A 24,085-nucleotide genomic window follows, 5' to 3' on the forward strand; every position below is an offset into this window, starting at 1 on the left:
GACAGGTGGTCGTACCCCTAGTTGTCGGTGAGGAGATGCGACCGTAGGGAATGCAGGTCGTCGTCGGTCAGGCCGATCTCCCTGATGTAGGACTCGACCGAGCCGTGCAGGGCGCGGAGGTCGTCCAGGAAGAGCAGCATCGCCTCGGCGGGGGAGTCGAACATGTGCTCGTTGCCCTTGACCGTCTCCGGGCTCGCCCGCAGCAGGTACTCGGTGAGCGGCCGCATCGCCTCGGTGGTCAGGGCGTAGTCGGCGGCGATGTCCTCGTCGGACACGCCCAGCAGGGACAGCGTCAGCGCGCAGACCGTACCGGTCCGGTCCTTGCCGGCCATGCAGTGCACCACGACCGGGGCGGCCTCGGCGTTCGCGATGACACGCAGCGAACCGGCGATGCCCTCACGGCCGTCCTCGGCGAAGTTGAGGTACCGGTCCGCCAGCCAGCGCTCGTGGGGCACGTCCGCGGAGTGTTCGATCCCGTCCCATTCGACGTGCCTGATCACCAGATTGCGGTAGTCGACGCCGTGTTCCTCGGGCACCCGGCCGAATTTCTCCACCTCGAACTCGCGGCGCAGGTCGATGACGGTGCGGATGCCGAGGGCGGCGAACGCCTGGCCGTCGGCCTCGCGCATCCGGTGCAGCGAGTCGGCCCGGAACAGGCGCCGCCAGCGGACCCGCCGCCCGTCGAGACCGGCGTAACCGCCGACGTCCCGGAAGTTGTAGGCCTTCGTGAACGGGAGACTACGTGAATACGATTCGGCGACCACGCCCCCAACCTAACCGGCGCCGGCGAACACCCCACCGGTCGAATTCGTCACTCCCGCCGTCTCAGCCAGTGGATTTCGGTCTCATGTCGTGGCAGCCCGTGGCATGCTTCGGATCGTGACCCGCTCCGTGCTGATTATTCGCACCTAGCGCGCCGGCTGACTTCTCCGCCGACGCGCAGACCTCCCGCATCCGCGGGGGGTCTTTTTGTTGTGCTTGGCGGGTGACCGATCGAAAGGACTTTCCCCGATGGACTACCAGGTGTTCGACACGACGCTGCGGGACGGCGGGCAGCGTGAGGGAATCAGCTACACGGTCGCCGACAAGCTCGCGGTCGCGCGCCTGCTGGACGAATTCGGTGTCGGGTTCATCGAGGGTGGCTGGCCGGGCGCCATGCCCAAGGACACCGAGTTCTTCGAACGGGCGAAGACCGAGCTGGACCTGAAACACGCGGTGCTCGTCGCGTTCGGCGCGACCCGCAAGGCCGGCGTCGACGTGGCCGAGGATCCGCAGGTCAAGGCGCTGCTCGACGCGGAGACCCCGGTGGTCTGCGTGGTAGCGAAGTCCGACATCCGGCACGTGGAGCGGGCGCTGCGCACCACCGGCGACGAGAACCTGGACATGGTCCGCGACACGGTCCGGCACCTGGTGGCGAACGGGCGGCGCGCGTTCGTCGACTGTGAGCACTTCTTCGACGGTTTCCGTCACGACCCGGAGTACACCGCGAGCGTCGTGAAGGCGGCGTTCGAGGCCGGCGCCGAGCGCGTGATCATGTGTGACACCAACGGCGGCATGCTCCCGTCGATGGTCACGAAGGCGATCGACCAGGTCGTGGCCATGACCGGGGTGAGCGCCGACCGGCTCGGCATCCACTGCCAGAACGACACCGCCTGCGCGGTCGCGAACACCGTCGCCGCCGTCGAGGCCGGCGTCAGGCACTTCCAGTGCACCGCCAACGGGTACGGCGAGCGCCCCGGCAACGCCGACCTGTTCGCCGTCGTCAGCAACCTGCAACTCAAGCTCGGGCTGAAGGTCCTACCGGACGGATGCCTGGAGAAGGCGACGCGGGTCTCCACCGCGCTCGCCGAGATCGCCAACATCGCCCCCGACACCCACCAGGCCTATGTCGGGGCCGCCGCTTTCGCTCACAAGGCGGGGCTGCACGCGAGCGCGATCAAGGTGGATCCGCTGCTCTACAACCACGTCGACCCGTCGGTTGTGGGCAACGACATGCGGATCCTGGTAACGGAGATGGCCGGCCGGGCCAGCATCGAGCTCAAGAGCCGTGAGCTCGGACTGGACCTGGCCGGCCACCCGGACACCCTGACGAAGGTGACCCGGAAGGTCAAGGACCTGGAAGCCACCGGCTGGTCGTTCGAGGCCGCCGACGCCTCGTTCGAGCTGCTGGTACGCAGTGAACTGCCCGGTGCCGACCTGGCCCGGCCGTTCACCCTGGAGTCGTACCGGGTGCTGGTCGAGCACCGCGAGGACGGCACCGTCATCTCCGAGGCGACCGTGAAGGTGCGGGTCCGCGGCGAGCGGGTGATCGCCACGGCCGAGGGCAACGGCCCGGTCAACGCCCTCGACGAGGCGTTGCGCACCGCGCTGACCAGCCACTACGAGCACCTCAAGTCGTTCGAGCTGACCGACTACAAGGTGCGGATCCTGGAGGGCAGCCACGGTACGAACGCGGTGACCCGGGTGCTGCTGGAGACCAGCGACCACAGCCGGGAGTGGACCACTGTCGGCGTGCACGAGAACATCGTCGAGGCCAGCTGGACCGCCCTCGTCGACGCCCTCACCTACGGCCTGGCCCGTACGTCAGCTCCCGCCTCCTGACCGTTGTTCCCGGGCGGCGGCCCTGATCAGGTCGATCGCCGCCGCCCCGGGCATCGGATCCAGCCGGCTCCCGTCCCGGAGACGCAGGGCCACCTGCCCCGAGGCGGCCTCCCGGGCTCCGATCACCGCGAGGTACGGAACCCGGCGACGGTCCCGGATCCGGGCGCCGACCGAACCGTCGGGTGCCACCTCCACCCGCAGGTCGGCGGCTTCCGCGGCGAACGAGCGGGCGGCCGCGTCCTGATCCGGGCCGATCGGGAGGACGGCCAGCTGGACCGGCGCGTACCAGAGCGGGAACGCGCCCTCGTGGACCTCGATCAGGTGCCCGAACAGCCGTTCCATCGACCCGGCCAGGCTCCGGTGCACCATCACCGGCCGGTCCCGTCCGCCGCTCGCGTTCACGTACTCCAGCTCGAACCGCTCCGGCTGGTGGTAGTCGATCTGCACGGTCGCGAGGGTCCACTCCCGGCCGGACGGATCGGCCACCTGAATGTCGATCTTCGGACCGTAGAACGCGGCCTCACCGGGCACCGCCGCGTACTCGACGCCGGCGTCCGCCAGCGCCCCGCGCAGCAGCGCCTCGGCACGGGCCCACGAGTCGTCGTCCCCGCCGTACTTCTTCCCCGGTCCGCGCAGCGACAGCTGGTAGGAGACCGGGCCCATACCGAGCGCCGCGTGCGCCCGCCGCATCAGCGCCAGCACCCCGGCCACCTCGGCGCCGGCCTGATCCTCGGCGCAGAGGATGTGCGCGTCGTTGAGCAGCATCTGCCGGACCCGGGACAGACCGCCGACCACGCCGGACCGCTCGGCGCGGTACATCGGGCCCAGTTCGGCGATCCGCAACGGCAGTTCCCGGTATGACCGCCCGCGGGACCGGAAGATCAGGGCATGATGCGGGCAGAGACTGGGCCGCAGCACCAGCTCGTCGTCGCCGACCCGGATCGGCGGGAACATGTCGTCGGCGAAGTTGCGCCAGTGGCCGGACAACTCGTACATCCGGCGTTTGCCCAGAGCCGGCGAATACACGTGCCGGTATCCGGCGCGCCGCTCCAGGTCGAACAGGTAGGACTCCACCTCGTGGCGCGCCGCCGCGCCGTCCGGCAGCCAGAACGGCAGCCCCGCACCGATCAGCGGGTCGGAGTCGAAGAGGTTCAGCTCACGGCCGAGCCGGCGGTGATCGATGGACATCGTGGGTCTCCCTCGTTTCGGGGACCCCGGACGACAAAGCCCCGGGCATGTCGCCCGGGGCCGGTCGTCGCTCTCTAGCGCAGCATCGACTCGTCGCCGGGAACTCCCGGCGTGGTCGTGATCATCGCGCTGCGCATCATGCCGACGATGCTATGAGGAGGTGGAACGGGCCTCCAACCAGTTTTCCGAGAGGAGCTGGAAGAGGTAGTGGTCCTGCCACTCGCCGGCGATCATCAGATACCTGGGCGCCATCCCGAACCGGACGAAGCCGTTGCGTTCCAGAACACGCTGTGACCGTACGTTATGAAGAAGTGTGCCCGCCTCGAGCCGATGCAGACCGTAAGTGAGGAAGGCCGCCTCGATCACCGCCGCGACAGCGGCGCTCGCGACGCCGCGGCCCGCGGCGGACACGTCCACCCAGTAGCCCAGGTTGGCCGACTGGAACGCGCCGTGCACCACGTTCGACAGATTGACCCGGCCGACGATCCGGCCGGCCTCGACGATCGCGTGCGGCAGCGCGTTGCCCGCACGCAGTGAGTCGGAGATGATCTGCCACTGGCCCTCGGTGGTGTAGTAGCTCGCCTCACGCAACGGATCCCAGGGCGCCAGGTGCTCGCGGTTGGCCCGCAGCAGGGCCGCCATCTCCTCGGCGTCCGCCGGGCTGATCAACCGGATCGCGACGTCGCTCATGCCGCTGGCAGGGTCAGCCAGGCGATCACCGCGCGGTGATCGGAGTCCTTCACACTGTGCACCTGGACATCTTTCACCCCGATCCGGTCATCGGCCAACACGTGGTCGATGGTGACCGGCGGGATCGGATCACCGTCGTAAGGGCCCCACGTGGCGATCCAGCCCTTACCGACGGTGTCGGCGGCATCCCGGTAACCGGTGTCGATCAGGTCGCGCAGCGGCTTGTGGTCGAGCGTCGCGTTGAAGTCACCCATCAGGATTTTGGGTAGCCCACCGTCGGCCGGCACCTGGTCGCGCAGGTCGGCGGACCAGCCGGAAAGCGTGTCACGGCTGGACGGGGCGAGCGGGTGCACCGACTCGACGTAGATCGTTCCGGCGCCCGGCACCTGCACGGCCGCGTGCGCCTGCTGGAAGCCGCCGTCGTTGCGGCGCGACGCCTGCTCGGCGAACCCGAACCGCGAGTAGAGGCCGGAGCCGCTCGCACCCCACTCCGGGGCCAGCTGCTGGTAGGGCAGCAACTGCTCCAGACCGGCCGCCCGCAGAGCCTGCTGCCCGTGCTCGGTGAACTCCTGCACGGCCAGCACGTCGATGTCGTTGTCGCGCACCAGCCGGACGATCTCGGTGGCGTCGGCCCCACCGAACAGCATGTTCGACGTCATCACCCGCAACTCGACACCGGTCGCCGGGCCCCGGTCGCCGTCGGCCACGACGCGCGGCACCACGGCCGACGCGAAACCGAAGGAGATCAGGACCGCCACCGCGGCGGCGGCCCACCGGCGGGCGATCAGGGCACCGAGAGCGGGGATCAAGGTCCATATCGCGACGTACGGCGTGAAGGCCAGAAATTGCACCCAGAAGCCGGCATCCCACCCGAACGTGCGGGCGACGAGCCAGATCGTCGCCGGGACCAGGGACAACCAGAGCAGAACGGTCCACACCATGCGTCGCCGCCCGACCGGGCGTGCCACGGGTGGCGCGTCGGTGATCGTCATGGCGGCGACGCTATCCGCAAGCCGCCACCCCGGATGGGTGAACGCAGCTCAGCTCACATCATCGATGGTGGTCGCCGGGCGAGTGGACCGCCCAGATCCTCCACCCGGTCGGCGGTCGCCGCCCGCCTGACCCAGCGATAGATCTGAGTGGGATCCCGGCAGTCCCGGATGGTGTCGCGCGCCTCGCCGGACACCTCCACGCCCCGGGCTTTGAGCACGTGGAACAGGGCCCCCGTCATGCCGCTCAGGCGCCCCTCCGCCCGGCCCTCGGCCTCCGCCCGGGCGGCCATCCGTCGCAGGAGATCCTTCGGCAGGCTGTATCCGATGCGCGTCATGACACTTAGCGTACCGCTAGCTGGCTCATGACGACTAGTCCTGCGACAGGGTGTGCGATCACCGGATCGCACACCCTGTCCGTCGTCAGATCTCCGAGTCGACGACCTCGCCGAACTCGTCGAGGTCCGCCCGGATCGCCGCGCCGTCACCCTCGACCACCAGGGTCAGCGACTCCACCGACAGGTGCTCGGCGGCCGCCTTCGACACCTGCTCCACGGTCGCCTCCAGGTACTCCCGGCGCAGCGTCTCGTAGTAGTCGTCCGGCAGGCCGTGCACCACCAGGGTGCTCAGCGCCCCGGCGATCGCCCCCGGCGTCTGCATCTCCACCGACAGCTGACCGGCCCGCCAGGAGCGTGCCACCTCCAGCTCCTCCTCGGTGATGCCCTCCGCCTGGGTGCGCGCGATCTCGCCCAGCGTGTCCCGGATCGCCGGGGCGGTCACCGCGGTCTGCACCCCGGCGGCCACCTCGAAACGGCCCCAGCGGCGAGTCATCGCGTACGACCCACGGATCCCGTACGTGTACCCCTTCACCTCGCGGATCAGGTGGTTGAGGCGGGACGTGAAAGCACCGCCCAGCACCGTCGCCGCCAGCGTCATCGGCACGTAGTCCGGAGTGGCCCGCTCCGGCGCCCGGTGCCCGAGCCGCAGCGTCGACTGCACCGAGTCCGGACGGTCCACCAGGATCGTGCGCCGCCGCGGCGGAAGCACCACCCCGAGCGGCCCGGCCTGCTCCAGCGGCTCCCCGGAAGTGCCCTCGAACGCCGCCTCGGCCAGCGCCGCCAGGTCCAGCGCGTCCAGATCGCCGGCGACCAGCAACACCCCCGGCCGCAGCAGCCAGGACTCGTGGAAGGCCAGCACGTCCTCGACGGTCACCGCGGCCACCGACGTGGGATCGCCGTGCAGCGGGCGGCTGTACCGCCCGTCCGCGCCGAACAGGTCCGCGCGCAGCGTGGCGTCGGCGCGCGGGCCGGGCTGCGCCCAGTCCATCCGCAGCGCGGTCACCTCGTCGTCGCGGACCCGCAGGACGTCCGCCGGATCCAGTTTCGGCGTACGGGCGGCCTCGGCGGCCAGGCGCACCGCATCGGCCAGCAGCGGGCCCGGCGCCGACACCCCGACCCGGAACGTGTCCCAGTCGACCCCGGGGGACAGTTCCGCGCCGAGGCTCTCCAGCGCCAGCGCGTACGCCGCCGAATCCCGCTTACGGGTGCCCTCCTCCAGCGACTTGGCGAGCACCGTGGCCGTACCCTCGCGGCCGTCCGACTCGCGGGCCGCACCCGCGTCCAGCAGCAGCAACGCGCTCGCCAGGATCTGGCCCGGCAGGTGCGCGGCGATGACCGTGCCGCCGTGCGCGGTGACCCGCCGGATCGCCGGGAACGCGTACGGCCGGGCCGCTCCGGTGCCCGGCCGGGTGGTGACGAGGGTCATGACGGCTCCCCGGGAACGTAGGTGAGGGTGACGCGGGACTCGGGGCGCAGCACGTGCCGGGCCGCCTCGGTGACGTCGTCGGCGGTGACCGCCAGCCACTTCGGCAGACGGTCGGCGGCGGTCGCCGGGTCACCGAACTGGGTCGCATACCGGCCCAGCAGATCGGCCCGGCCGTACGCCGTCGACACGCCCCGCCACCACGCGGTCGTCAGCAGCGCCTTCGCCCGGTTCAGCTCGTCGGCGGTGACCGGCTCGTCGATCAGGCTCTGCACCACCTCGACCAGGCCCGCCTCCAGCGTCGCCAGGTCGACGCCGTCCTTCGCGGTGGCTGTGATGATCAACGGGGCCGGCGCGTGCGCCAGATCCACCCCGTACGCCCCGATGTAGTCCGGCTGGGCGATCCGGGCGCCGTCGGCGAGCCGCTGGTAGAGCCGGCTGCCCCGGCCACTGCCGAGCACCGTCGACAACACCGTGATCGCGTCGTACCCGGCCGTACCGAACGGGTAGGTGCGGTGCGACAGGTAGATCCGTGCGGCCGGAACCTTCGCCGTGACCTCCTCGCGGACCGCCTCCTCGGCCGGGCCGGGCAGGGTGCCGTCCGGTGCCGCCGGGATGTCCGGAACCGTGGCGATCGCGCCGAAGTACTTCTCGGCCAGCGCGAACACCTCGGCCGGTGTGGTGTCGCCGACGACCGTCAGGACCGCGTTGTTCGGTGCGTAGTACTGCGCGTGGAACGCCTTGAACGTGTCCAGCGCCGCGCCGTTCAGATCCTCCATCGACCCGATCGTGGAGTGGTGGTACGGGTGGCCCTCCGGATACAGCAGCGGCAGCAGGCGCAGCCAGGCGTCACCGTAGGGCACGTTCTCGTACCGCTGGCGCCGCTCGTTCTTGACCACCTCACGCTGGTTGTCCAGCGTCTCCTGGGTGAGCGCCGGGACCAGGCCGCCCATCCGGTCCGCCTCCAGCCAGAGCGCCAGCTCCAGATGCTCCGACGGCATGGTCTCGAAGTAGTTCGTCCGGTCCGGGTTGGTGGTGGCGTTCAGCGAGCCGCCGTTGCCCTGGACCAGCTTCATGTGCTCGGTCTTCTTCACATGCTGCGAGCCCTCGAACATCAGATGCTCGAAGAGGTGCGCGAACCCGGTCTGGCCTGGCGGCTCGTGCCGGGAACCGACGTCGTACCAGAGGTTGACGCAGACGACGGGCGCCGTCCGGTCCTCGCTGACGACGACGCGCAGACCGTTCGCGAGCTGCGTGGTTTCGATGGGCCACGGATAGCCGGTCGTGGCGACCGGTGCGGATGGTGACGTCACCCGACCAATCTTGCCCTGTCGGGCACGATTCCGGTTTTACTACGTGGCGCACGATCAAGGCGGGTGCGATGCTGGGCGACGTGCTTGAGGACGTACGGGTGAACGACCGCCTGACCATCCCGGCGGCCGAACTCTCGTGGCGTTTCTCCCGCGCGAGCGGCCCCGGTGGCCAGGGCGTCAACACCACCGATTCGAGGGTCGAGCTGTCGTGGGACGTGCTCGGCTCCGACCTGCTGCCCCCGATGCTCAAGGAGCGGGCCGCCGAGCGGCTGGGCTCCCGGCTGGTGAGCGGTGTGATCACCGTCATCGCCTCCGAGCACCGGTCCCAGCTCCGCAACCGCGAGGCCGCCGCCGCCCGCCTGTCCGGCCTGATCGCCGGAGCCGTCGCCGCGCCGCCCCGGGCCCGCCGCGCGACCAAGCCGACACGTGGCTCGGTCGAGCGCCGGATCGCCGACAAGAAGCGCCGCGCCCAGACCAAGCGAAATCGCCGCAGCGACACCGACTGACCTGCTTACGTCTAGGTCATGCGTGTAACAGTCCTGTCCGCTGTCGTGCTCGCCTGCGGCGCGGTTCCCGCGAGTGCGAGTGCGAGCCCCGCCGGCCGCGTCACCATCGACCTGGTCGCCGGCGCCGGCAACCATCGCAACACCGCGTCGGTGACCTACAAACAGGTCGACGGTACGGCCAACGCCTTCCGGATCCTCACCGTGCTGGCGAACTCGTCCGAGCCCGACTGTGTCGGGGTCGAGTGGAACGATCCCCGGTCGGACGACGGCTGGAAGTCGCTCATCAGCGAGATGCCGTGTCACGGCAACACCCTGCTGGAGAACCCCGGCACGCTGATCAAGGCGCCCGAAGGCCATCCGATCAAGGTGCGCCTGGCCGGATATCACACCCCCGGCCTGGCCCATAAGGACATCGCCCGGCTCTGACCTAGCGCTGGTTGAAGGGGGCCACCGCTTCCCGGTTCTGGGCGGCGGCCTCCGCACCCAGCAGGGCCTCACAGACGCGGATGAGACGGCTGCGCAGGCCGGCCGCACGCCGGGCCAGTTCGCGCTGGCGGGCAACGTACTCCGCCTTGCCCTCCGCGGTTTCGATCTTGACCGGGGGATGGCCGTAGGAGGTCAGGTCGTACGGGCTGGCCTGCATGTCGAGCAGGCGGATCTCGCCGGCCAGGGCGAAGCAGTCCAGTGCGAGGGCGCCGGGCACGGCGGGACCGAGTTTCTGGGCCCACTTGTGCACATCCATCGCGGCGTGCAGGCAGCCGGGCTGGTCGAGGTCGACCTGGGTGGCGCGGGTCGGCTGGAGGCGGTTGAGGCCGACCGCCTCGGGGGTGAAGAAGCGGAACGCGTCGAAGTGCGTGCAGCGGATGCTGTGGCCCTCGACGACCTCGTCGGTGCCGGCCTGGCCGAGGCGCAGCGGCAGCTCGTGACGGTGCTCGGAGTCGCGGTAGACCATCGCCCACTCGTGCAGGCCGAAGCACCCGGAGAAGACCGGGCGGGATGCGGTCGCGGTGAGCAGGCCGTGGATGTAGCGCACGCTCTCGGCGCGGGCGTGCATGAACGCGTCCTGGTCGAGGGTGACGACACCGTCGGGATAGGACTGGTAGAACTTCCACCCGGCGTGCTCGGCCAGGCCGTCGGGTGCGGCGGACAGCCCGGTACCGACGCCCGGGTGCCAGCGGCGCATCAGCGACGGGCGCGTGCCGTAGTAGTCGTAGAGGAAATCCTCGATGGCGTGTTTCTCGCCCGTCGCGCGACGGGCGCGGTGGCCCGCGGTCATCTGGTCGGCGCGCTCGGAGTGCGCCCGGGCGAGGGGAATCCAGGTGACCGAGGGCAGCGTGGTGGTGAGTGCCCTCACCTGCTTGATCCCCATCGCACCAATGTATCTAGCCGAGGCGATCAACACGATCACCGTTTGGCGCGAATGAGTTCCGCCACGGAATCTGGCATGAGAGACGTGCGTTGATGTGTAGTAGATGTACTACATATTTGATAGCGTGCTGGACATGTTGGGAACCTTGGTCGACACGCCGGTGATGGAGGTCAGCGACCTCCGCATGCGTTACGGCGACAGGGAGGTGCTGTCCGGCGTCGAGTTCTCGGCGGCGCCGGGCGAGGTGGTCGTGCTGCTCGGGCCGAACGGGGCGGGCAAGACGACCACGATCGAGATCCTGGAGGGCTTCCGGATGCGGTCCGGTGGAGACGTCCGGGTGCTCGGCGTCGATCCGGCCGAGGGCGGCGAGGCGTGGCGGGCCCGTCTCGGTGTCGTCCTGCAGTCGTGGCGCGACCACAGCAAGTGGCGGGTGCGCGAGCTGCTGGAGCATCTCGGGTCCTACTACGAGGCCTACTCCACACCGGACAAGAAGCGGCCCTGGGTGATCGGCGAGCTGCTCGAGGTGGTCGGCCTGGCCGGCTCGGCGAGCACGGTGATCGGCCGGCTCTCCGGTGGCCAGCGGCGGCGGCTCGACGTGGCGATCGGCATCGTCGGGCGGCCCGATCTCCTCTTCCTGGACGAGCCGACCGTCGGGTTCGACCCGGAGGCGCGGCGCGACTTCCACGACCTGATCCACCGGATGACCGATGTGGACTCGACGACCGTGCTGCTGACCACACACGACCTCGACGAGGCGGAGAAGCTGGCCGATCGCATCCTGATCCTGGCCCGGGGGCGGATCGTGGCGTGCGGGTCGGCCGACGCGCTGTCCCGGCAGGTGGCCGCCGAGTCCGAGGTCCGCTGGACGCTGGACGGGCGGCGGTTCGTGCATTCCGGTGTCGACGCCACCGAGTTCGTGCGGGAGCTGTTCCAGCAGCACGGCGAGGCGATCGGTGACCTGGAGGTGCGCCGGGCCAGCCTGGAGGAGACGTACATGAGGTTGGTCCGTGAGGTGGAGGGGTGATGAGCCGGCTGATCCGTGCGGGGCTGCGCCGCGGCCTGATCGAGTTGCGGCACACCGTGACGAGCGCCGCCGACATCTTCGGCTACCTGTTCCCGGTCGGCCTGCTGATCGGCTGGCTCTACCTGGTGCGGGACGACGAGGTGCCCGGCTCGACCGTGTCGCTCGGGGCGTACAGCCTGGTCAGCTCGCTGGCCCTGCTGCTGGTGATCGGCGGGGTGACGTCCACCGCGCAGTATCTGACGATGGATCGGGAGGACGGCACCCTGCTGCGGGCCAAGGCCACGCCGAGGGGCATGGCCGGTTACCTGATCGGCAAGATCGTGCTGGTGGCCGGGGTCATGGTGATCACCTGCGTGGTGTCGCTGATCCCCGGCGCGTTCGTGGTCGACGGATTGCGGTTCGACCTCGGCACCTGGCTGATCGTGCTCTGGCTGCTGCCGTTGACCATGCTGGCGCTGCTGCCGGTCGGCGCGATCCTCGGCTCGTTCTTCGAGACCGCCCGGAGCGCCGCGGTCCTGATGCTGCCGGTGATCGTCCTCACCGCGATCTCCGGGGTCTTCTACCCGCATGCGGCGCTGCCGGGCTGGGTGCAGGGTGTCTCCAAGGCCTTCCCGATGTACTGGATGGGATCCGGGCTCCGGTCCGCGTTCCTGCCCGGTGAGCCGCCGCAGCACCTGGGCACGATCGTGGTGCTGGGTCTCTGGGCCGTGATCGGGCTGGCCCTGGCGCCGCGTATTCTGCGGCGGATGGCCCGCCGGGAGTCCGGCTCGCTGGTGGCGGCCCGTCGGGAACGGGCGATGACCCGGGTCATCTGAGGGAGCCATGGGCAGCGAGGTCACGTACAACCGGATCGCGATGTTGCGCGCGGAGCGAGGCATCTCCCGCCGGCAGCTCGCCGACGCCCTGGGCGTCCATTATCAGACCGTTGGCTATCTGGAGCGCGGCGAGTTCAGCCCTAGCCTGCACCTGGCGTTGCGCATCTGCACCTATTTCGAGGTGCCGGTCGAGGTGGTGTTCTCGCTGGAGCCGTTCCCACGGCTCGGGGCGGAGTCCCGACCGGCGTAGATTTTGAGGCGCCAGCATTGCTAGAGATGGGATTACCCGTGCGCTTCGCCCGTTTTGTCCACCCTGGTGGAGTGTCGTTCGGCGTCGTCGAGGGCGACAGCTCCTCGGGGCTGACGGTCGCCGAGATCGACAGCATCCCGTTCAACGAGGTGCGCTTCACCGGCCAGCGGTGGGCGCTGGCCGACATCCGGCTGCTCGCCCCGATCTTCTCCAGCAAGGTGATCGGGATCGGCCGCAACTACGCCGACCACGCCGCCGAGATGGGCAACGAGGTGCCCAAGGAGCCGCTGATCTTCATCAAGCCGTCCACCTCGGTGATCGGGCCGAACGACGCGATCCGCATCCCGAGCGTCACCGAGCGGGTGGAGGAGGAGGCCGAGCTCGCCGTCGTGATCGGCGCGAGTGGCGCCCGCCGCGTCGACCGGGCCGGCGCCGAGAAGGCGATCTTCGGCTACACCTGCGGCAACGACGTGACCGCCCGTGACCTGCAGCGCAAGGACCCGCAGTGGACGAGGGCCAAGGGCTTCGACTCGTTCTGTCCGATCGGCCCGTGGATCGTCACCGGGCTGGACGTCAGTGACGTCGAGGTGCGCTGCGAGGTCGGCCGTGACCCGGAGAACATGGAGGTCCGTCAGATCGGGCGGACCAAGGACATGGTCTTCGACATCCCGAGCCTGATCTCCTACGTGTCGCACGTGATGACGCTGCTGCCCGGCGACATCATCCTGACCGGCACCCCGGCCGGGGTCAGCCAGATCACCGCGGGCGACACGGTGTCGGTCAGCATCCAGGGCATCGGCGAGCTGCGGAACCCGGTGGTCTCACTCGACTGACCGCTCCATCCCGTCCAGCAGCAGGGCCAGGCCGTAATCGAACGCGGTCTGGCCCTCGTCGAATCCACCGGCGTTCCACAGCGCCGTCATCGCCGGATGGGCCTCGACGTCGAACCAGTTCTCCCAGAAGTCGCCGCGCTCGTGCCACCACGACTCGGTCGACTGCCCGCTGGTCCGGGCGAGCCGCGCGTCCTCACCGGCCTCGCGGGCGAAGGCGTAGACGTACGCGGTCACCGACAGCGCCGCCCGGTTGATCGTCGCGGTGGGCACGCCGGCCAGGCTCATGGTGGCGATGAGGAACTCCCGCTCGGCCATCGTCCCCGGCCCGAGCGGCGGCCGGACCAGCGACACCTCGGTCAGCCACGGGTGCGCCACATACATCTCCCGAGTCCGCGCCGCGAACAGCGCCACCCGCTCCCGCCAGCTCTCGGCCGAGGCGCTCAGCCGCCTGGCCAGCAGTACCTCGTCGACCATCAGCGCGACCAGATCGGCGCGGGACGGCACGTAGGTGTAGAGCGTCATCGTCGCCACACCGAGGTCCGCGGCGACCCGCGCCATCGAGGCCGCTTCCAGCCCGTCGGCGTCGGCGATCCGGATCGCGGCGGCCACCACGGCGTCGACGCTGAGCCGGGGCGGGCGGCCGGCGGCCTTCTTCGCGGGCTGACTTCTGCGCCAGAGCAGTGGGTAGTTCTCCATGATTCCGTATACCCTACGGGAAATACTTTCCGTAGGGAGTACGAGAATGCGAATCCTGGTGACCGGCGCCACCGCCAACATCGGCCGCATGGTCGTCGACGAGCTGCTGGATCTCGGTGTGGCCGATGTGCGGGCCTTCACCGTCGACCCGGCCCGGGCCGCCCTGCCCGCCGGCGTCGAGGTGGTGACCGGTTTCTTCAACCGGCCGGACACGGTCGCCGCCGCCCTCGACGGCGTCGACCGGATGTATCTCGCACCACACATCCCCACCGTCGACGCCGTCTGCCGGGCCGCCGCCGAGGCCGGGGTGCGGCACATTGTCGACCTGGCCGGGGTGAAGGGCCTGCACTGGCAGGCCATCGAGGACGCGGTGGAGGCGTGCGGCGTCCCGTTCACCCACCTGGAGCCGGGTGAGTTCATGGCCAACGCCACCGGCTGGGCGCCGCAGATCCGGGCCGGCGACGAGGTCCGCGACGCGTGGGGCGACGCGGCGAACGCGCCGATCGCCCAGGAGGACATCGCCGCGATCGCCGCCCGGGTGCTTCTCTCCGACGATCACTTCGGCCGTTCCTACGAGCTGACCGGCCCGGAGACGATCAGCCGGCGGCAGCAGGTCGCCATGATCGGTGCGGAGCTGGGGCGCGATCTCACCTACGTCGAGCTGGCCGGCGACGTCGCCGCCGCCCACTACCGCGAGCTGATGGGTGAGTTCGGCGACTGGTACCTGAACGGCCTCGCACAACTCGCCGAACACCCGCAGCCCGCCCTGCCGACCGCCGCGACCCTGCTCAACCGGCCGGCGATGAGCTTTGCCGCGTGGGTGCGCCGTCACGTCGATCTATTTCGGTAACCCGATTTGGCGGCGCACAGGGGCTCAGGTAAAGTTCTCCACGGCGCGGCAAGCCGGGCCAAATGGGGTATGGGGTAATTGGCAGCCCGGCTGATTCTGGTTCAGCTAGTCTAGGTTCGAGTCCTGGTACCCCAGCGCAGTCCTTCCTCCGGGAAGGGCAGTGCTGGAAGAAACAGCATGTTCTGGTCCCGTCGTCTAGCGGCCTAGGACGCCGCCCTCTCAAGGCGGTAGCGAGGGTTCGAATCCCTTCGGGACTACATAGAAAACGACCCGCACCCATCGGTGCGGGTCGTTTCGCGTTTGAACCATGCAGTGGTACGGGAGACGGCTTCCCCAACCGCATCCCATCACCGGCCGTGGCTGTCGCGCGCCGTGGGCGACATTCCGGACCGAACCGCGCCTCACGGGTGTATGCGACGGTCGCCGTGAGATCGCCGGCCGTCGTTCAGCCGCCTTTCGGCGGCGGCTTGGCCGGTCTGGGCGACGGCTGGGCTGTCGGCCGTTGCTCAGCCGCCTTTCGGCGGCAGCTTGGCCGGTCTGGACGGCGGCTGGGTCGTCGGCCGTCGTTCAGGGGCTTTCGTGGGCGGAATACCGGTGTGGGCGACGGCTGGATGAGGGTGTGCGGTGGCGCTGGTCACCCTGGTTGAGGTGGGTGGATATCCGATTTCGGCTGCGGGCGGAGTGCTGATAGAGTTCAGTCCGCCGCCGAAACAGGGCGGTGAACGGAAAGTTCTGGTCCCGTCGTCTAGCGGCCTAGGACGCCGCCCTCTCAAGGCGGTAGCGAGGGTTCGAATCCCTTCGGGACTACCAGAAAAGGATCGGCCCGCACCGGTAACGGTGCGGGCCGATCCGCGTTTCCGGGGCGACCGCGTGGACCGGTCGGTGTTTCCGGGGTGGCTGCGTGGGTTCATCGGTGTTCGGCGGTGACAGCGCGATTGATCGGGGTGCCCGGAGCCGGCCAGGGTTGTGGTTCCGCACGACCAGCCGGTTCCCGGTGTTCTGCTGGGCGGAGATTCCGGGGGCTGGCGGGGGCCTCCGCGGTGATACTTCGGCGATGAGTGAGATCGTGGTGCGGCGAGTCGACTTCGGATGGTTTGTCCGGCCGGCCGAGGAGACCGGGACCGGTGCGGATCGGGTGGAGCCGACTCTCGGCTACCTGATCGAGCATCCGGCCGGGCGGATCCTGGTCGACACCGGGATGGGCGGCCACCCGGAGGTGGATGCGCACTACCGGCCGCGACGGGTTCCGCTCGGGGACGCCCTCGCCACTGTCGGTGCGACGATCGAGGACATCTCCTACGTGGTGAACTGCCATCTGCACTTCGACCACTGTGGAGGGAATCCGCAGCTGGCCGGTCGTCCGGTCTTCACCCAGCGGACCGAGTTGGCGTTGGCCCGTACCGTCGAATGGCACACCCTGCCGGAGCTGATCGACCACGCCGGTGTCCGCTATGAGGAGTTGGACGGTGCGGCGGAGATCCTGCCCGGCGTGCGGATCGTGCCGACCCCGGGGCACACCGACGGTCACCAGTCGGTGGTGGTGACGGCGGCCGACGGCACGATGATCGTGGCCGGGCAGAGTCACGATCAGGCCACCGCGTTCACCTACGACGTGCTGGCGCACCGGACCGGGATCGGCGCCTCACCGGCCTGGATGGAGACCCTGCTGGCCTTCGACCCCCGCCGGATCGTCTTCGCCCACGACAACGCCGTCTGGACCCCCTGACCGCCGGCCCGGCCCGACCGACCACGATCCGGGTCGCGCCGGCCGGGCAGGCCGGGCAGGCCGGGCACGCCGGCAGGGCAGGGCAGGCACGCCAGGCCGGCAGGGCAGGCACGCCAGGCCGGCAGGGCAGGCACGCCAGGCCGGCAGGGCAGGCACGCCAGGCCGGGTACATCGGGCAGGTCGGTCGGGCGAGGCGGGCGGGGGAGGTCAGACGACGGTCGGGACTCCGGGATCCAGCCACGTGAGTGCGCCCGGTGGGAAGGAGGCCTCGATCCCGGGACGGCCCTCGTGGAAGTGGGACCAGCCCTCGTAATGGACCGGCACGACCTTGCGGGGCCGCACCAGCTCGACGAGACGGGACGCGTCCCGGCCGGTCATCGTGTAGCGCAGCGGGCCGGTGATGCCGAACTGCACGCTGCCCAGGTGCAGGATCGCGGTGTCGACGGTGAAACGGGACGGCACCTGCCGTACCCCGTTGAAGAGGACCGTGTCCCCGGAGATCCAGATCACCGACGAGGCACCGGGCGGCCGCAGCGCGAAACCGATGGCCTCGCCCACGATCGGCCGGCTCAGCGGCGGGCCGTGCCGGGCCGGGGTGGCGGTCACCTCGACGTCGCCGACGGTGGCGGTGCCCCACGGCGCGAGACCGGTGGCGTTGCCGCCGAGCCTGCGGGCGCCGCTGACCGTGGTGAGCACCACCGGCACCGACGGCAGCAGCGCCCGCCCGGCGATGTCCAGGTTGTCACCGTGGTGGTCATGGGTGAGCAGGACGGCGTCGATCCGGCCGAGTGACTCGAACGGGACGGCCGGGCCCGCGGTCTTGACCGAGGACGTGCCCAGGCCGAACGAGTACCGCCGGCCCGGGGCGTCGAAGGTCGGGTCGGTGAGCAGCCGTACCCCGCCGATCTCGACGAGTGTCGTCGGCCCGCCGATGTGGGTGATCGTGGCGGTCATCGGGCGTGCCGCAGAGCCCATTCCAGCACCTCGTCCGCGATCTGCTCCCAGCCCTTCTGCGCGGGGAGCAGGTGGGCGTAGCCCTCGTACTCGCGGATCTCGGTGACGGTGTTCGACTTGTAGTGCTTGTGGTTGGAGCGTTGCACCTCAGGCGGCATGATGTGGTCCTCGGAGCCGGAGACGAAGAGCAGCGGCGCCCGCTCGTCGTTGTGGTAGTCGACCCACGTGTCCTGGTGGCCGGGCTGGAAGTTGGCGAGCACGCTGCCCCACAGGATGCCACCGTTGGCGGGGATCGCGTACCGCTCCCAGAGCGCCTTCGACTCCTCCGGGCTGAACGTGTTGGTGAAGGCGTACGTCCACTGCTCCAATGTCAGCGGTACCGCCTTGTGCCGGTTGGCCGGGCTCTTCAGCACCGGGAACGTGGACTTGACCTGGGACAGCGGGACCACCCGGACGCCCTCGGTCGGTGCCGAGTTCATCGCGACGCCGGCCGCGCCGTATCCGTGGTCGAGCAGGATCTGGGTGAAGGCGCCGCCGGCCGAGTGACCGATGATGATCGGGGCCTCGGGCAGTTCCCGGATCTGCGCCTCGATGTGCTCGATGATCTGCGGCACGGTGACGTCGACGATCGGTGACGGGTCGGCGTTGAGTGCCTCCACCTCGACCTCGAACCCCGGATAGGCCGGCGCGATCACCCGGTGCCCCTTGGCCTCGTAGTGGGCGATCCAGTTCTCCCAGCTGCGCGGCGTGACCCAGAACCCGTGCACGAGAACGATCGGTTTCATGGTGGTACCCCTTCGACGAGAGCCGGGTGGCCACGACCACCCCCTGCCCCCGATCCTCATGGGAGCGAGCCCACCGCCGAATCACGTGCGGCACGTAGTCACCCTTGCACGCGGGGCCGGAACCGGGCTCAGTCGGGCAGGAAGTCCCGCAGCTGCCGCCGGGAGGTGACACCGAGCTTCCGGAACACCTTCCGCAGGTGGTAGTCGACCGTGTTGGCGCTGAGGAACAGCTGCGCCGCGATCTCCGCGTTGGTCTCACCGGCCCGGGCGAGGATCGCGACGGCCGCCTCCTGCGGGGTGAGGATCGTGTCGTCGGCGTCGGGCACCGGGGTCCGGACGTTCTCACCGAGCGCGGCCAGTTCCCGTGCGGCGCGGGCGGCGAAAGCGGTGGCCCGGACCGCCTCGAACATCGCGAGCGCGGTGCCGAGCTGCTCCTGCGCGTCTCGGCGGCGGCGACGGCGGCGCAGCCACTCGCCGTAGAGCAGCCGTGTCCGGGCCAGATCACCGTAGGAGACCGAGTCGTCGAACCGCTCGATCGCCGCCCGGTAGAGCGCCTCCGCCTCCCGTGGCTCGGACAGCAGCGCCCGGGACCGGTCCAGCAGACCCAGCGCACGGGGTGTGTCACTGGCCCGGCCGGCGAGTTCGAGATCGGCGTAGGCCCGCTCGGCGGTCTCCCGGTCGCCGGAGCGGACCGCGGCCTCCACCAGGTCGGGCAGCGCCCACGCGTACCGCAGCGGGCGCCCGAGGTCGACGATGCCGAGCAGACCGTCGCGGGCCGCCGCGTAGTCGCCGACAGCGTTGTCGAGGATGGCCAGGCTGAGCCGGGTGACGGCGTGCATGCCACCCATGTGCAGCATCTCGAAGACGCCGAGCGCGTGCGGCAGCGTCTCCCGGAGACCGTCCGGTGCCCGCCACGCCACCAGCTCGGGGTGCCGCCAGACCTGCTCCTGGTCGGCGGTGATGCCGATCGCCCGCCGGACCCGCTGCCCGGCCGCGTCGTGACGGTCGGCGTCGTCGAGCCGGCCGAGGAAGGCGCCGGTCATCGCGCCGATGAAATGGACGATGTCCAGGGCGTGCAGCGCACCGGTCCGTCGGGCGGCGCCCTCCGCCCGGTCGATCAGGAACTGTTTGGTGGCGTCGTCCCACACCATGTTGCAGAAGTTGATGCCCAGGATGAACCGGGTGAGCAGCACCTCGTCCGGCAGCTCGGGGTCGGCGATGGCGGCGATCGCCCGGCGCAGTGCCGGGACCCCGCCCGCGAACCCGTCGGTGATGAACGCGGCGTAACCGGCGAGCAGGAGTCCGTCCACGTCGGCCGGGTCGTCCCCGGCGAGCGGCCGGGCGGCCGCGGCGATCTCCGGCTCGGTGACGTTGCCCAGGTGCTCGGCCGTCGTAGCGTGCTGGATGGCCTGGATGACGGCGATCCGGGCGCTGACCCGGTCGGTGCCGAAGGCTTCGGCGGCGGCCAGGCACATGGCGGCCGCGTCCCGCAGGCCGTGCGGCACACCGGCGTTGACGGCGGCGTTCGCCCGCGTCATCAGTGCCTCGCCGAGGTCGGGCCCGGCGAGCAGCGCCTCGTCGAGACCGTCGAGCAGGAGCAGGGCCCGGACCGGGGCTCCGGCGGCCATCGCGGCTCCGGCGGCGCGGACCTGCCGGCCGGTCCGGACCGTGGGGTCGGGGGTCAGCTCGGCCGACCGGGTCAGGAAACCGGCCCGCGCGGTGTGACCGCCGCGCGCCCCGGCCCGGTCGGCGCTGCGCTCCAGGTCGGCGGCGATGGCCTCGTCCGGCGCCACGGCCGCGGCGGCGAGGTGCCAGGCCCGGCGGTCGGCGTCGGCCGGGTCGGTGGTGGCGGCGGCGAGCGCGTCGTGGACGGCCCGGCGCCTGGCCGGCTCGGCGTCACCGTAGACGGCGGACCGCACCAGGGGGTGGCGGAAGTCGATCGGAGGGAAACCGCTGATCAGCCGGTCGGACTCGGCCGGCGCGGCGTCCTCCGGGCCGGCGCCGAGAGCCCGGGCCGCGGACAGCAGGTGGTCGGTGCGTCCGCCCGCGCCGGCGGCGGCGAGGACCAGCCAGGTGCGGGTGATCTCCGGGTACGCCCGGACCCGCGCCGAATAGTGCGCCTCGAGACGACTGCCGATCGGCACCGGGTCGGGCAACGGGGAGGCGCCGGCCAGTTGCCCGGCGGTCAGCTCACGGCCCAGGTCGGTGAGGGCCAGCGGGTTGCCGCCGGTGGACTCGGCGATCTGCTCGGCCAGGCCGAGGTCGAGGTCGCCGGTGACGACGTCGGAGAGCAGCGCCATCGCGGCGTCCCGGCCGAGGCCGCCGACGTCGAGCACGTCGACGCCGGCGAAGAGCCCTGGGTCGTCGGGCACCACCCGCTGGCCGAAGAGGAGGACGACACCCTCGGCGTGCAGGCGGCGGGCGACGAAGGCCAGGGCGCGGGCCGACTCGGGGTCGAGCCACTGCACGTCGTCGACGACACAGACCCGGGGCTCGGAGGCGAGCAGGGTGAGGGCGGCGAGACTGACCAGGTAGAGGTCGGGCGGCGGGCCCTCGGCGAGACCGCAGGCGACGTCGAGGGCGGCGCGCTGGCGGGCCGGCAGCTGATCCCGGAACGGCAGCACCGGGATCAGCAGACGGTGCAGTCCCGCGTAGGGGAAGTCCGCCTCGGACTCGATGCCACTGATGGTGAGGGTTGCCGGGATGGTGCTCACGGCGTACCGAAGCAATGCGGTCTTGCCGACGCCTGCCTCGCCGCGCAGGATCAACGCCGCGCTGCGCCCGCCTCGCGCCTCCCGGAGGAGACCGTCGAGCCGGGCGCACTCGCTGTCGCGTCCGAAGAGCCGATCACCCTGCCCGAAGAGCCGCACCGCGGCAGCCTATCGGACGGTGATCAATGGATCACAGGCCGGAGAGACGCTGGCCGGCGCGGACGACGGCCATCGCGTGCCGCTCACCGGGGCGGCGGCCGAGGCGCTCGATCGGACCGCTTATCGAGATCGACGCGATGACCCGGCCCGTCCGGTCGCGGATCGGCGCGGAGACGCTGGCCACACCGGGCTCACGCTCGGCGACGCTCTGCGCCCAGCCGCGGCGGCGGACCTCGGCGAGGGTGCGGCCGGTGAACTTGCAGCGCGGCAGGAGCGGCATCACGGCCTCGGGGGGCTCCCACGCGAGCAGGATCTGTGCGGCCGAACCGGCGACCATCGGGAGCACCGAACCGACCGGCACGGTGTCACGAAGACCACTCGCGCGCTCGGCGGCGGCGACGCAGATGCGCTCGTCGGCACGGCGCAGGTAGAGCTGAGCACTCTCGCCCGTGGCGTCCCGCAGTGCGGACAGCAGGGGCTCGGCGGCGGTCAGCAGAACGTCCGGTGCGGCATTGGCCAACTCGCCCAATCGCGGGCCCGGACGCCATCTTCCTTGAGTGTCGCGCACCAGCATCCGATGGATCTCCAGGGCCTGGGCCAGGCGATGTGCGGTCGCCCGCGGCAGCTTGGTGCGTTCGACCAACTCGGCAAGGCTGGCGCCGTCGACACATGCGGCGAGGATGACAACCGCCTTGTCGAGAACGCCTACACCGCTCATACTGTGTCCCACAAGCCGAAACATACATTCCAGAATTTAGGATGTCCAGATGGTGGGAGTCACTCCCCAGAGCGGGAAACCCAGGACCCTGGCCGAGAAGGTCTGGGATGACCACGTGGTGCGCACGGCCGAGGGTGAGCCCGACCTGCTCTTCATCGACCTGCATCTCCTGCACGAGGTCACCAGCCCGCAGGCGTTCGACGGTCTCCGGATGGCCGGCCGCCCGGTCCGCCGCACCGACCTCACGCTCGCGACGGAGGACCACAACACGCCGACCGGTTATGCCGACCCGGCGTTCAACACCCGCCGTGGCGATCTGCTGACCATCACCGACACGGTCTCGCGGACGCAGATCGAGACCCTGCGCAAGAACTGCGCCGAGTTCGGTGTGGAGATCCGGCCGCTGGGTGACGTGAACCAGGGCATCGTGCACGTGATCGGCCCGCAGCTGGGTCTCACCCAGCCCGGCATGACGATCGTCTGCGGCGACTCGCACACCGCGACCCACGGCGCGTTCGGCGCGCTGGCCTTCGGCATCGGCACCAGTGAGGTCGAGCACGTGCTGGCCACCCAGACGCTGCCGCAGTCCAAGCCGAAGACGATGGCCGTCACGGTCGTCGGCGAGCTCGGCCCCGGCGTGAGCGCGAAGGACCTGATCCTCGCCCTGATCACGCAGACCGGTACCGGCGGCGGCAACGGCCACATCGTGGAGTACCGCGGCGAGGCCATCCGCAAGCTCTCCATGGAGGGCCGGATGACCATCTGCAACATGTCGATCGAGTGGGGCGCCAAGGCCGGCATGATCGCGCCGGACGAGACCACCTTCGACTACCTGAAGGGCCGCACCCACGCCCCGCAGGGCGAGCAGTGGGACGCCGCGGTCGCGTACTGGAGCACCCTCGCCACCGATGAGGGCGCCGAGTACGACACCGAGATCATCCTGGATGCCGCGTCGATCAGCCCGTTCATCACCTGGGGTACCAACCCGGGCCAGGGCGCCGCGCTGAACAGTGTCGTGCCGGCCCCCGAGGACTTCCTCGACGAGGTCGAGCGGACCGCCGCCGAGCGCGCCCTGGCGTACATGGACCTCACCCCCGGCACCCCGTTCCGTGAGGTCCCGGTCGACGTGGTCTTCGTCGGCTCCTGCACCAACGGCCGGCTGGAGGACCTGCGGGCCGCCGCCGACGTCATCCGGGGCCGCCGGGTCGCCGACGGTGTCCGCATGATGATCGTGCCCGGCTCCTACCTGGTGCGCGAGCAGGCCGAGGCCGAGGGCCTGGACAAGGTGTTCACCGAGGCCGGCGCCGAGTGGCGGTTCGCCGGCTGCTCGATGTGTCTCGGCATGAACCCGGACACGCTCAGCCCCGGCCAGCGCGCCGCGTCCACCTCCAACCGCAACTTCGAGGGCCGGCAGGGCAAGGGTGGGCGTACCCACCTGGTCTCGCCGCAGGTCGCCGCCGCCACCGCCGTGGTCGGCCGGCTGGCCGCCCCCGCCGACCTCTGATCACGGGAGCTGATCATGGACAAGTTCGTCACCCACAGCGGCAAGGTCATGCCGCTGCGCCGTTCCGACGTGGACACGGACCAGATCATCCCGGCGGTCTACCTGAAGCGGGTCACCCGGACCGGCTTCGAGGACGGCCTCTTCAACGCCTGGCGTGAGGACCCGGACTTCGTGCTGAACCGCCCTCAGCACGCGGGGGCCACCATCCTGGTGGCCGGGCCGAACTTCGGCACCGGCTCGTCCCGCCAGCACGCCGTCTGGGCGCTGCGCGACTGGGGCTTCAAGGCGGTCATCGCCTCCCGCTTCGGCGACATCTTCCGCGGCAACTCCCTCAAGGAGGGCCTGCTGCCGATCCAGCTCGACCAGAAGATCGTCGAGAGCCTCTGGGACCTGGCCGAGTCCGAGCCGGAGAAGGAGATCACCGTCGACCTGGAGGGCCGCGTGGTCCGCGTCGACGACGCCGCCTACGGTTTCCCCATTGACGACTTCAGCCGCTGGCGTCTCATGGAAGGCCTCGACGACATCGGACTGACGCTGCGCCACGAGGACGCGATTACCGCGTACGAGAAGGGCCGTCCCGCTTTCAAGCCGGTCGTCGTCCTTTAGTCCGGGCACCGTTTTCGCCCCTGCCGGGTCACCCGGC

The 24,085-nt window shown here is 70.5% G+C and carries 24 protein-coding genes and 3 tRNA genes; 14 read left to right on the forward strand and 13 right to left on the reverse strand.

Features of this window, described 5'->3' with window-relative positions; translation table 11 throughout:
• Window positions 1-17 precede the first annotated feature (17 nt).
• Window positions 18-764, reverse strand: a complete 747-nt coding sequence (locus tag ACFO0C_RS22935; protein WP_378068718.1) for a tyrosine-protein phosphatase — start codon at window positions 762-764, stop codon at window positions 18-20.
• A 247-nt stretch (window positions 765-1,011) separates the two neighbouring features.
• On the opposite strand from ACFO0C_RS22935, the gene cimA reads away from it, so the two are divergent.
• Window positions 1,012-2,601, forward strand: a complete 1,590-nt coding sequence (gene cimA, locus ACFO0C_RS22940) for a citramalate synthase (RefSeq protein WP_378068719.1) — start codon at window positions 1,012-1,014, stop codon at window positions 2,599-2,601.
• Here the strand turns inward: cimA and thrS are convergent.
• The 6 genes from thrS to ACFO0C_RS22970 form a co-directional block, all read right to left on the reverse strand.
• The gene (gene thrS, locus ACFO0C_RS22945; protein WP_378068720.1) at window positions 2,584-3,789 is read right to left on the reverse strand and encodes a threonine--tRNA ligase; all 1,206 of its coding nucleotides are present in this window, start codon (window positions 3,787-3,789) and stop codon (window positions 2,584-2,586) included. The two genes, cimA and thrS, sit on opposite strands and share 18 nt — an antisense overlap.
• 150 nt (window positions 3,790-3,939) lie before the next feature.
• Window positions 3,940-4,479, reverse strand: a complete 540-nt coding sequence (locus ACFO0C_RS22950; RefSeq protein WP_378068721.1) for a GNAT family N-acetyltransferase — start codon at window positions 4,477-4,479, stop codon at window positions 3,940-3,942.
• Complete coding sequence (locus ACFO0C_RS22955; protein ID WP_378068722.1) at window positions 4,476-5,471, reverse strand: endonuclease/exonuclease/phosphatase family protein; 996 nt, start codon at window positions 5,469-5,471, stop codon at window positions 4,476-4,478. The genes ACFO0C_RS22950 and ACFO0C_RS22955 overlap by 4 nt, the downstream gene beginning before the upstream one ends.
• 53 nt (window positions 5,472-5,524) lie before the next feature.
• Complete coding sequence (locus tag ACFO0C_RS22960; protein WP_378068723.1) at window positions 5,525-5,806, reverse strand: hypothetical protein; 282 nt, start codon at window positions 5,804-5,806, stop codon at window positions 5,525-5,527.
• Window positions 5,807-5,891: 85 nt separating this feature from the next.
• Entirely contained in the window at window positions 5,892-7,232 is a 1,341-nt protein-coding gene (locus ACFO0C_RS22965) for a M16 family metallopeptidase (protein ID WP_378068724.1), read from the reverse strand.
• The gene (locus tag ACFO0C_RS22970; protein ID WP_378068725.1) at window positions 7,229-8,542 is read right to left on the reverse strand and encodes a M16 family metallopeptidase; all 1,314 of its coding nucleotides are present in this window, start codon (window positions 8,540-8,542) and stop codon (window positions 7,229-7,231) included. The genes ACFO0C_RS22965 and ACFO0C_RS22970 overlap by 4 nt, the downstream gene beginning before the upstream one ends.
• Window positions 8,543-8,610: 68 nt before the next feature.
• Here ACFO0C_RS22970 and arfB point away from each other — a divergent pair, with 68 nt between their 5' ends.
• Together arfB and ACFO0C_RS22980 are read left to right on the forward strand one after the other, a co-directional pair.
• Window positions 8,611-9,048: an alternative ribosome rescue aminoacyl-tRNA hydrolase ArfB gene (gene arfB, locus ACFO0C_RS22975; protein WP_378068726.1), complete on the forward strand. Its 438-nt coding sequence runs from the start codon at window positions 8,611-8,613 to the stop codon at window positions 9,046-9,048.
• An 18-nt stretch (window positions 9,049-9,066) separates the two neighbouring features.
• Window positions 9,067-9,474: a hypothetical protein gene (locus ACFO0C_RS22980; RefSeq protein ID WP_378068727.1), complete on the forward strand. Its 408-nt coding sequence runs from the start codon at window positions 9,067-9,069 to the stop codon at window positions 9,472-9,474.
• Window position 9,475: 1 nt separating this feature from the next.
• Here ACFO0C_RS22980 and ACFO0C_RS22985 read toward each other — a convergent pair whose 3' ends face one another.
• On the reverse strand, window positions 9,476-10,417 hold the full coding sequence (locus tag ACFO0C_RS22985; protein ID WP_378068728.1) for a 3-methyladenine DNA glycosylase: 942 nt from the start codon (window positions 10,415-10,417) through the stop codon (window positions 9,476-9,478).
• Window positions 10,418-10,550: 133 nt separating this feature from the next.
• Between ACFO0C_RS22985 and ACFO0C_RS22990 the strand changes: the two genes are divergently transcribed.
• The 4 genes from ACFO0C_RS22990 to ACFO0C_RS23005 are packed head-to-tail and all read left to right on the forward strand — an operon-like array spanning window position 10,551 to window position 13,339.
• Complete coding sequence (locus ACFO0C_RS22990) at window positions 10,551-11,441, forward strand: ABC transporter ATP-binding protein (RefSeq protein ID WP_378068729.1); 891 nt, start codon at window positions 10,551-10,553, stop codon at window positions 11,439-11,441.
• Window positions 11,441-12,256 carry an ABC transporter permease gene (locus ACFO0C_RS22995; RefSeq protein ID WP_378068730.1) on the forward strand — a complete coding sequence of 272 codons (816 nt, stop codon included), beginning with the start codon at window positions 11,441-11,443 and terminating at the stop codon, window positions 12,254-12,256. Before ACFO0C_RS22990 ends, ACFO0C_RS22995 begins: the two co-directional genes overlap by 1 nt.
• Before the next feature lie 7 nt (window positions 12,257-12,263).
• On the forward strand, window positions 12,264-12,506 hold the full coding sequence (locus ACFO0C_RS23000; protein ID WP_378068731.1) for a helix-turn-helix transcriptional regulator: 243 nt from the start codon (window positions 12,264-12,266) through the stop codon (window positions 12,504-12,506).
• A 38-nt stretch (window positions 12,507-12,544) separates the two neighbouring features.
• Window positions 12,545-13,339: a fumarylacetoacetate hydrolase family protein gene (locus ACFO0C_RS23005; protein ID WP_378068732.1), complete on the forward strand. Its 795-nt coding sequence runs from the start codon at window positions 12,545-12,547 to the stop codon at window positions 13,337-13,339.
• On the opposite strand, the gene ACFO0C_RS23010 is transcribed toward ACFO0C_RS23005, so the two are convergent.
• Window positions 13,328-14,035, reverse strand: coding sequence for a TetR/AcrR family transcriptional regulator (locus tag ACFO0C_RS23010; RefSeq protein WP_378068733.1), 708 nt, complete (start codon window positions 14,033-14,035; stop codon window positions 13,328-13,330). The genes ACFO0C_RS23005 and ACFO0C_RS23010 overlap by 12 nt on opposite strands.
• Window positions 14,036-14,081: 46 nt before the next feature.
• Between ACFO0C_RS23010 and ACFO0C_RS23015 the strand changes: the two genes are divergently transcribed.
• From ACFO0C_RS23015 to ACFO0C_RS23035, 5 genes are all read left to right on the forward strand, one after another.
• A complete protein-coding gene (locus tag ACFO0C_RS23015) occupies window positions 14,082-14,885 on the forward strand; it encodes an SDR family oxidoreductase (protein WP_378068734.1) in 804 nt (267 codons plus the stop codon).
• A gap of 63 nt (window positions 14,886-14,948) precedes the next feature.
• Window positions 14,949-15,020, forward strand: a tRNA-Gln gene (locus ACFO0C_RS23020).
• 49 nt (window positions 15,021-15,069) lie between these two features.
• Window positions 15,070-15,142, forward strand: a tRNA-Glu gene (locus ACFO0C_RS23025).
• Between the two features lie 477 nt (window positions 15,143-15,619).
• Window positions 15,620-15,695: transfer RNA gene (locus tag ACFO0C_RS23030), tRNA-Glu, on the forward strand.
• Window positions 15,696-15,939: 244 nt separating this feature from the next.
• Window positions 15,940-16,611, forward strand: coding sequence for an N-acyl homoserine lactonase family protein (locus ACFO0C_RS23035; protein ID WP_378068735.1), 672 nt, complete (start codon window positions 15,940-15,942; stop codon window positions 16,609-16,611).
• A 207-nt stretch (window positions 16,612-16,818) separates the two neighbouring features.
• On the opposite strand, the gene ACFO0C_RS23040 is transcribed toward ACFO0C_RS23035, so the two are convergent.
• The 4 genes from ACFO0C_RS23040 to ACFO0C_RS23055 all read right to left on the reverse strand — a co-directional run bounded on the left by ACFO0C_RS23040 (window position 16,819) and on the right by ACFO0C_RS23055 (window position 21,938).
• Window positions 16,819-17,586, reverse strand: coding sequence for an MBL fold metallo-hydrolase (locus ACFO0C_RS23040; RefSeq protein ID WP_378068736.1), 768 nt, complete (start codon window positions 17,584-17,586; stop codon window positions 16,819-16,821).
• Entirely contained in the window at window positions 17,562-18,350 is a 789-nt protein-coding gene (locus tag ACFO0C_RS23045) for an alpha/beta hydrolase (RefSeq protein WP_378068737.1), read from the reverse strand. Before ACFO0C_RS23045 ends, ACFO0C_RS23040 begins: the two co-directional genes overlap by 25 nt.
• 128 nt (window positions 18,351-18,478) lie before the next feature.
• Window positions 18,479-21,220, reverse strand: a complete 2,742-nt coding sequence (locus tag ACFO0C_RS23050) for an AAA family ATPase (protein WP_378068738.1) — start codon at window positions 21,218-21,220, stop codon at window positions 18,479-18,481.
• Window positions 21,221-21,251: 31 nt separating this feature from the next.
• Window positions 21,252-21,938 carry an IclR family transcriptional regulator gene (locus ACFO0C_RS23055; protein WP_014447202.1) on the reverse strand — a complete coding sequence of 229 codons (687 nt, stop codon included), beginning with the start codon at window positions 21,936-21,938 and terminating at the stop codon, window positions 21,252-21,254.
• Between the two features lie 49 nt (window positions 21,939-21,987).
• On the opposite strand from ACFO0C_RS23055, the gene leuC reads away from it, so the two are divergent.
• Both leuC and leuD read left to right on the forward strand, forming a co-directional pair.
• Window positions 21,988-23,442, forward strand: coding sequence for a 3-isopropylmalate dehydratase large subunit (gene leuC / locus ACFO0C_RS23060; RefSeq protein WP_378068739.1), 1,455 nt, complete (start codon window positions 21,988-21,990; stop codon window positions 23,440-23,442).
• A 15-nt stretch (window positions 23,443-23,457) separates the two neighbouring features.
• Complete coding sequence (gene leuD / locus ACFO0C_RS23065; protein WP_378068740.1) at window positions 23,458-24,048, forward strand: 3-isopropylmalate dehydratase small subunit; 591 nt, start codon at window positions 23,458-23,460, stop codon at window positions 24,046-24,048.
• Window positions 24,049-24,085 lie beyond the last annotated feature (37 nt).

This window comes from Actinoplanes subglobosus (assembly GCF_042650585.1).
GTDB classification, from domain to species: Bacteria; Actinomycetota; Actinomycetes; order Mycobacteriales; family Micromonosporaceae; genus Actinoplanes; species Actinoplanes subglobosus.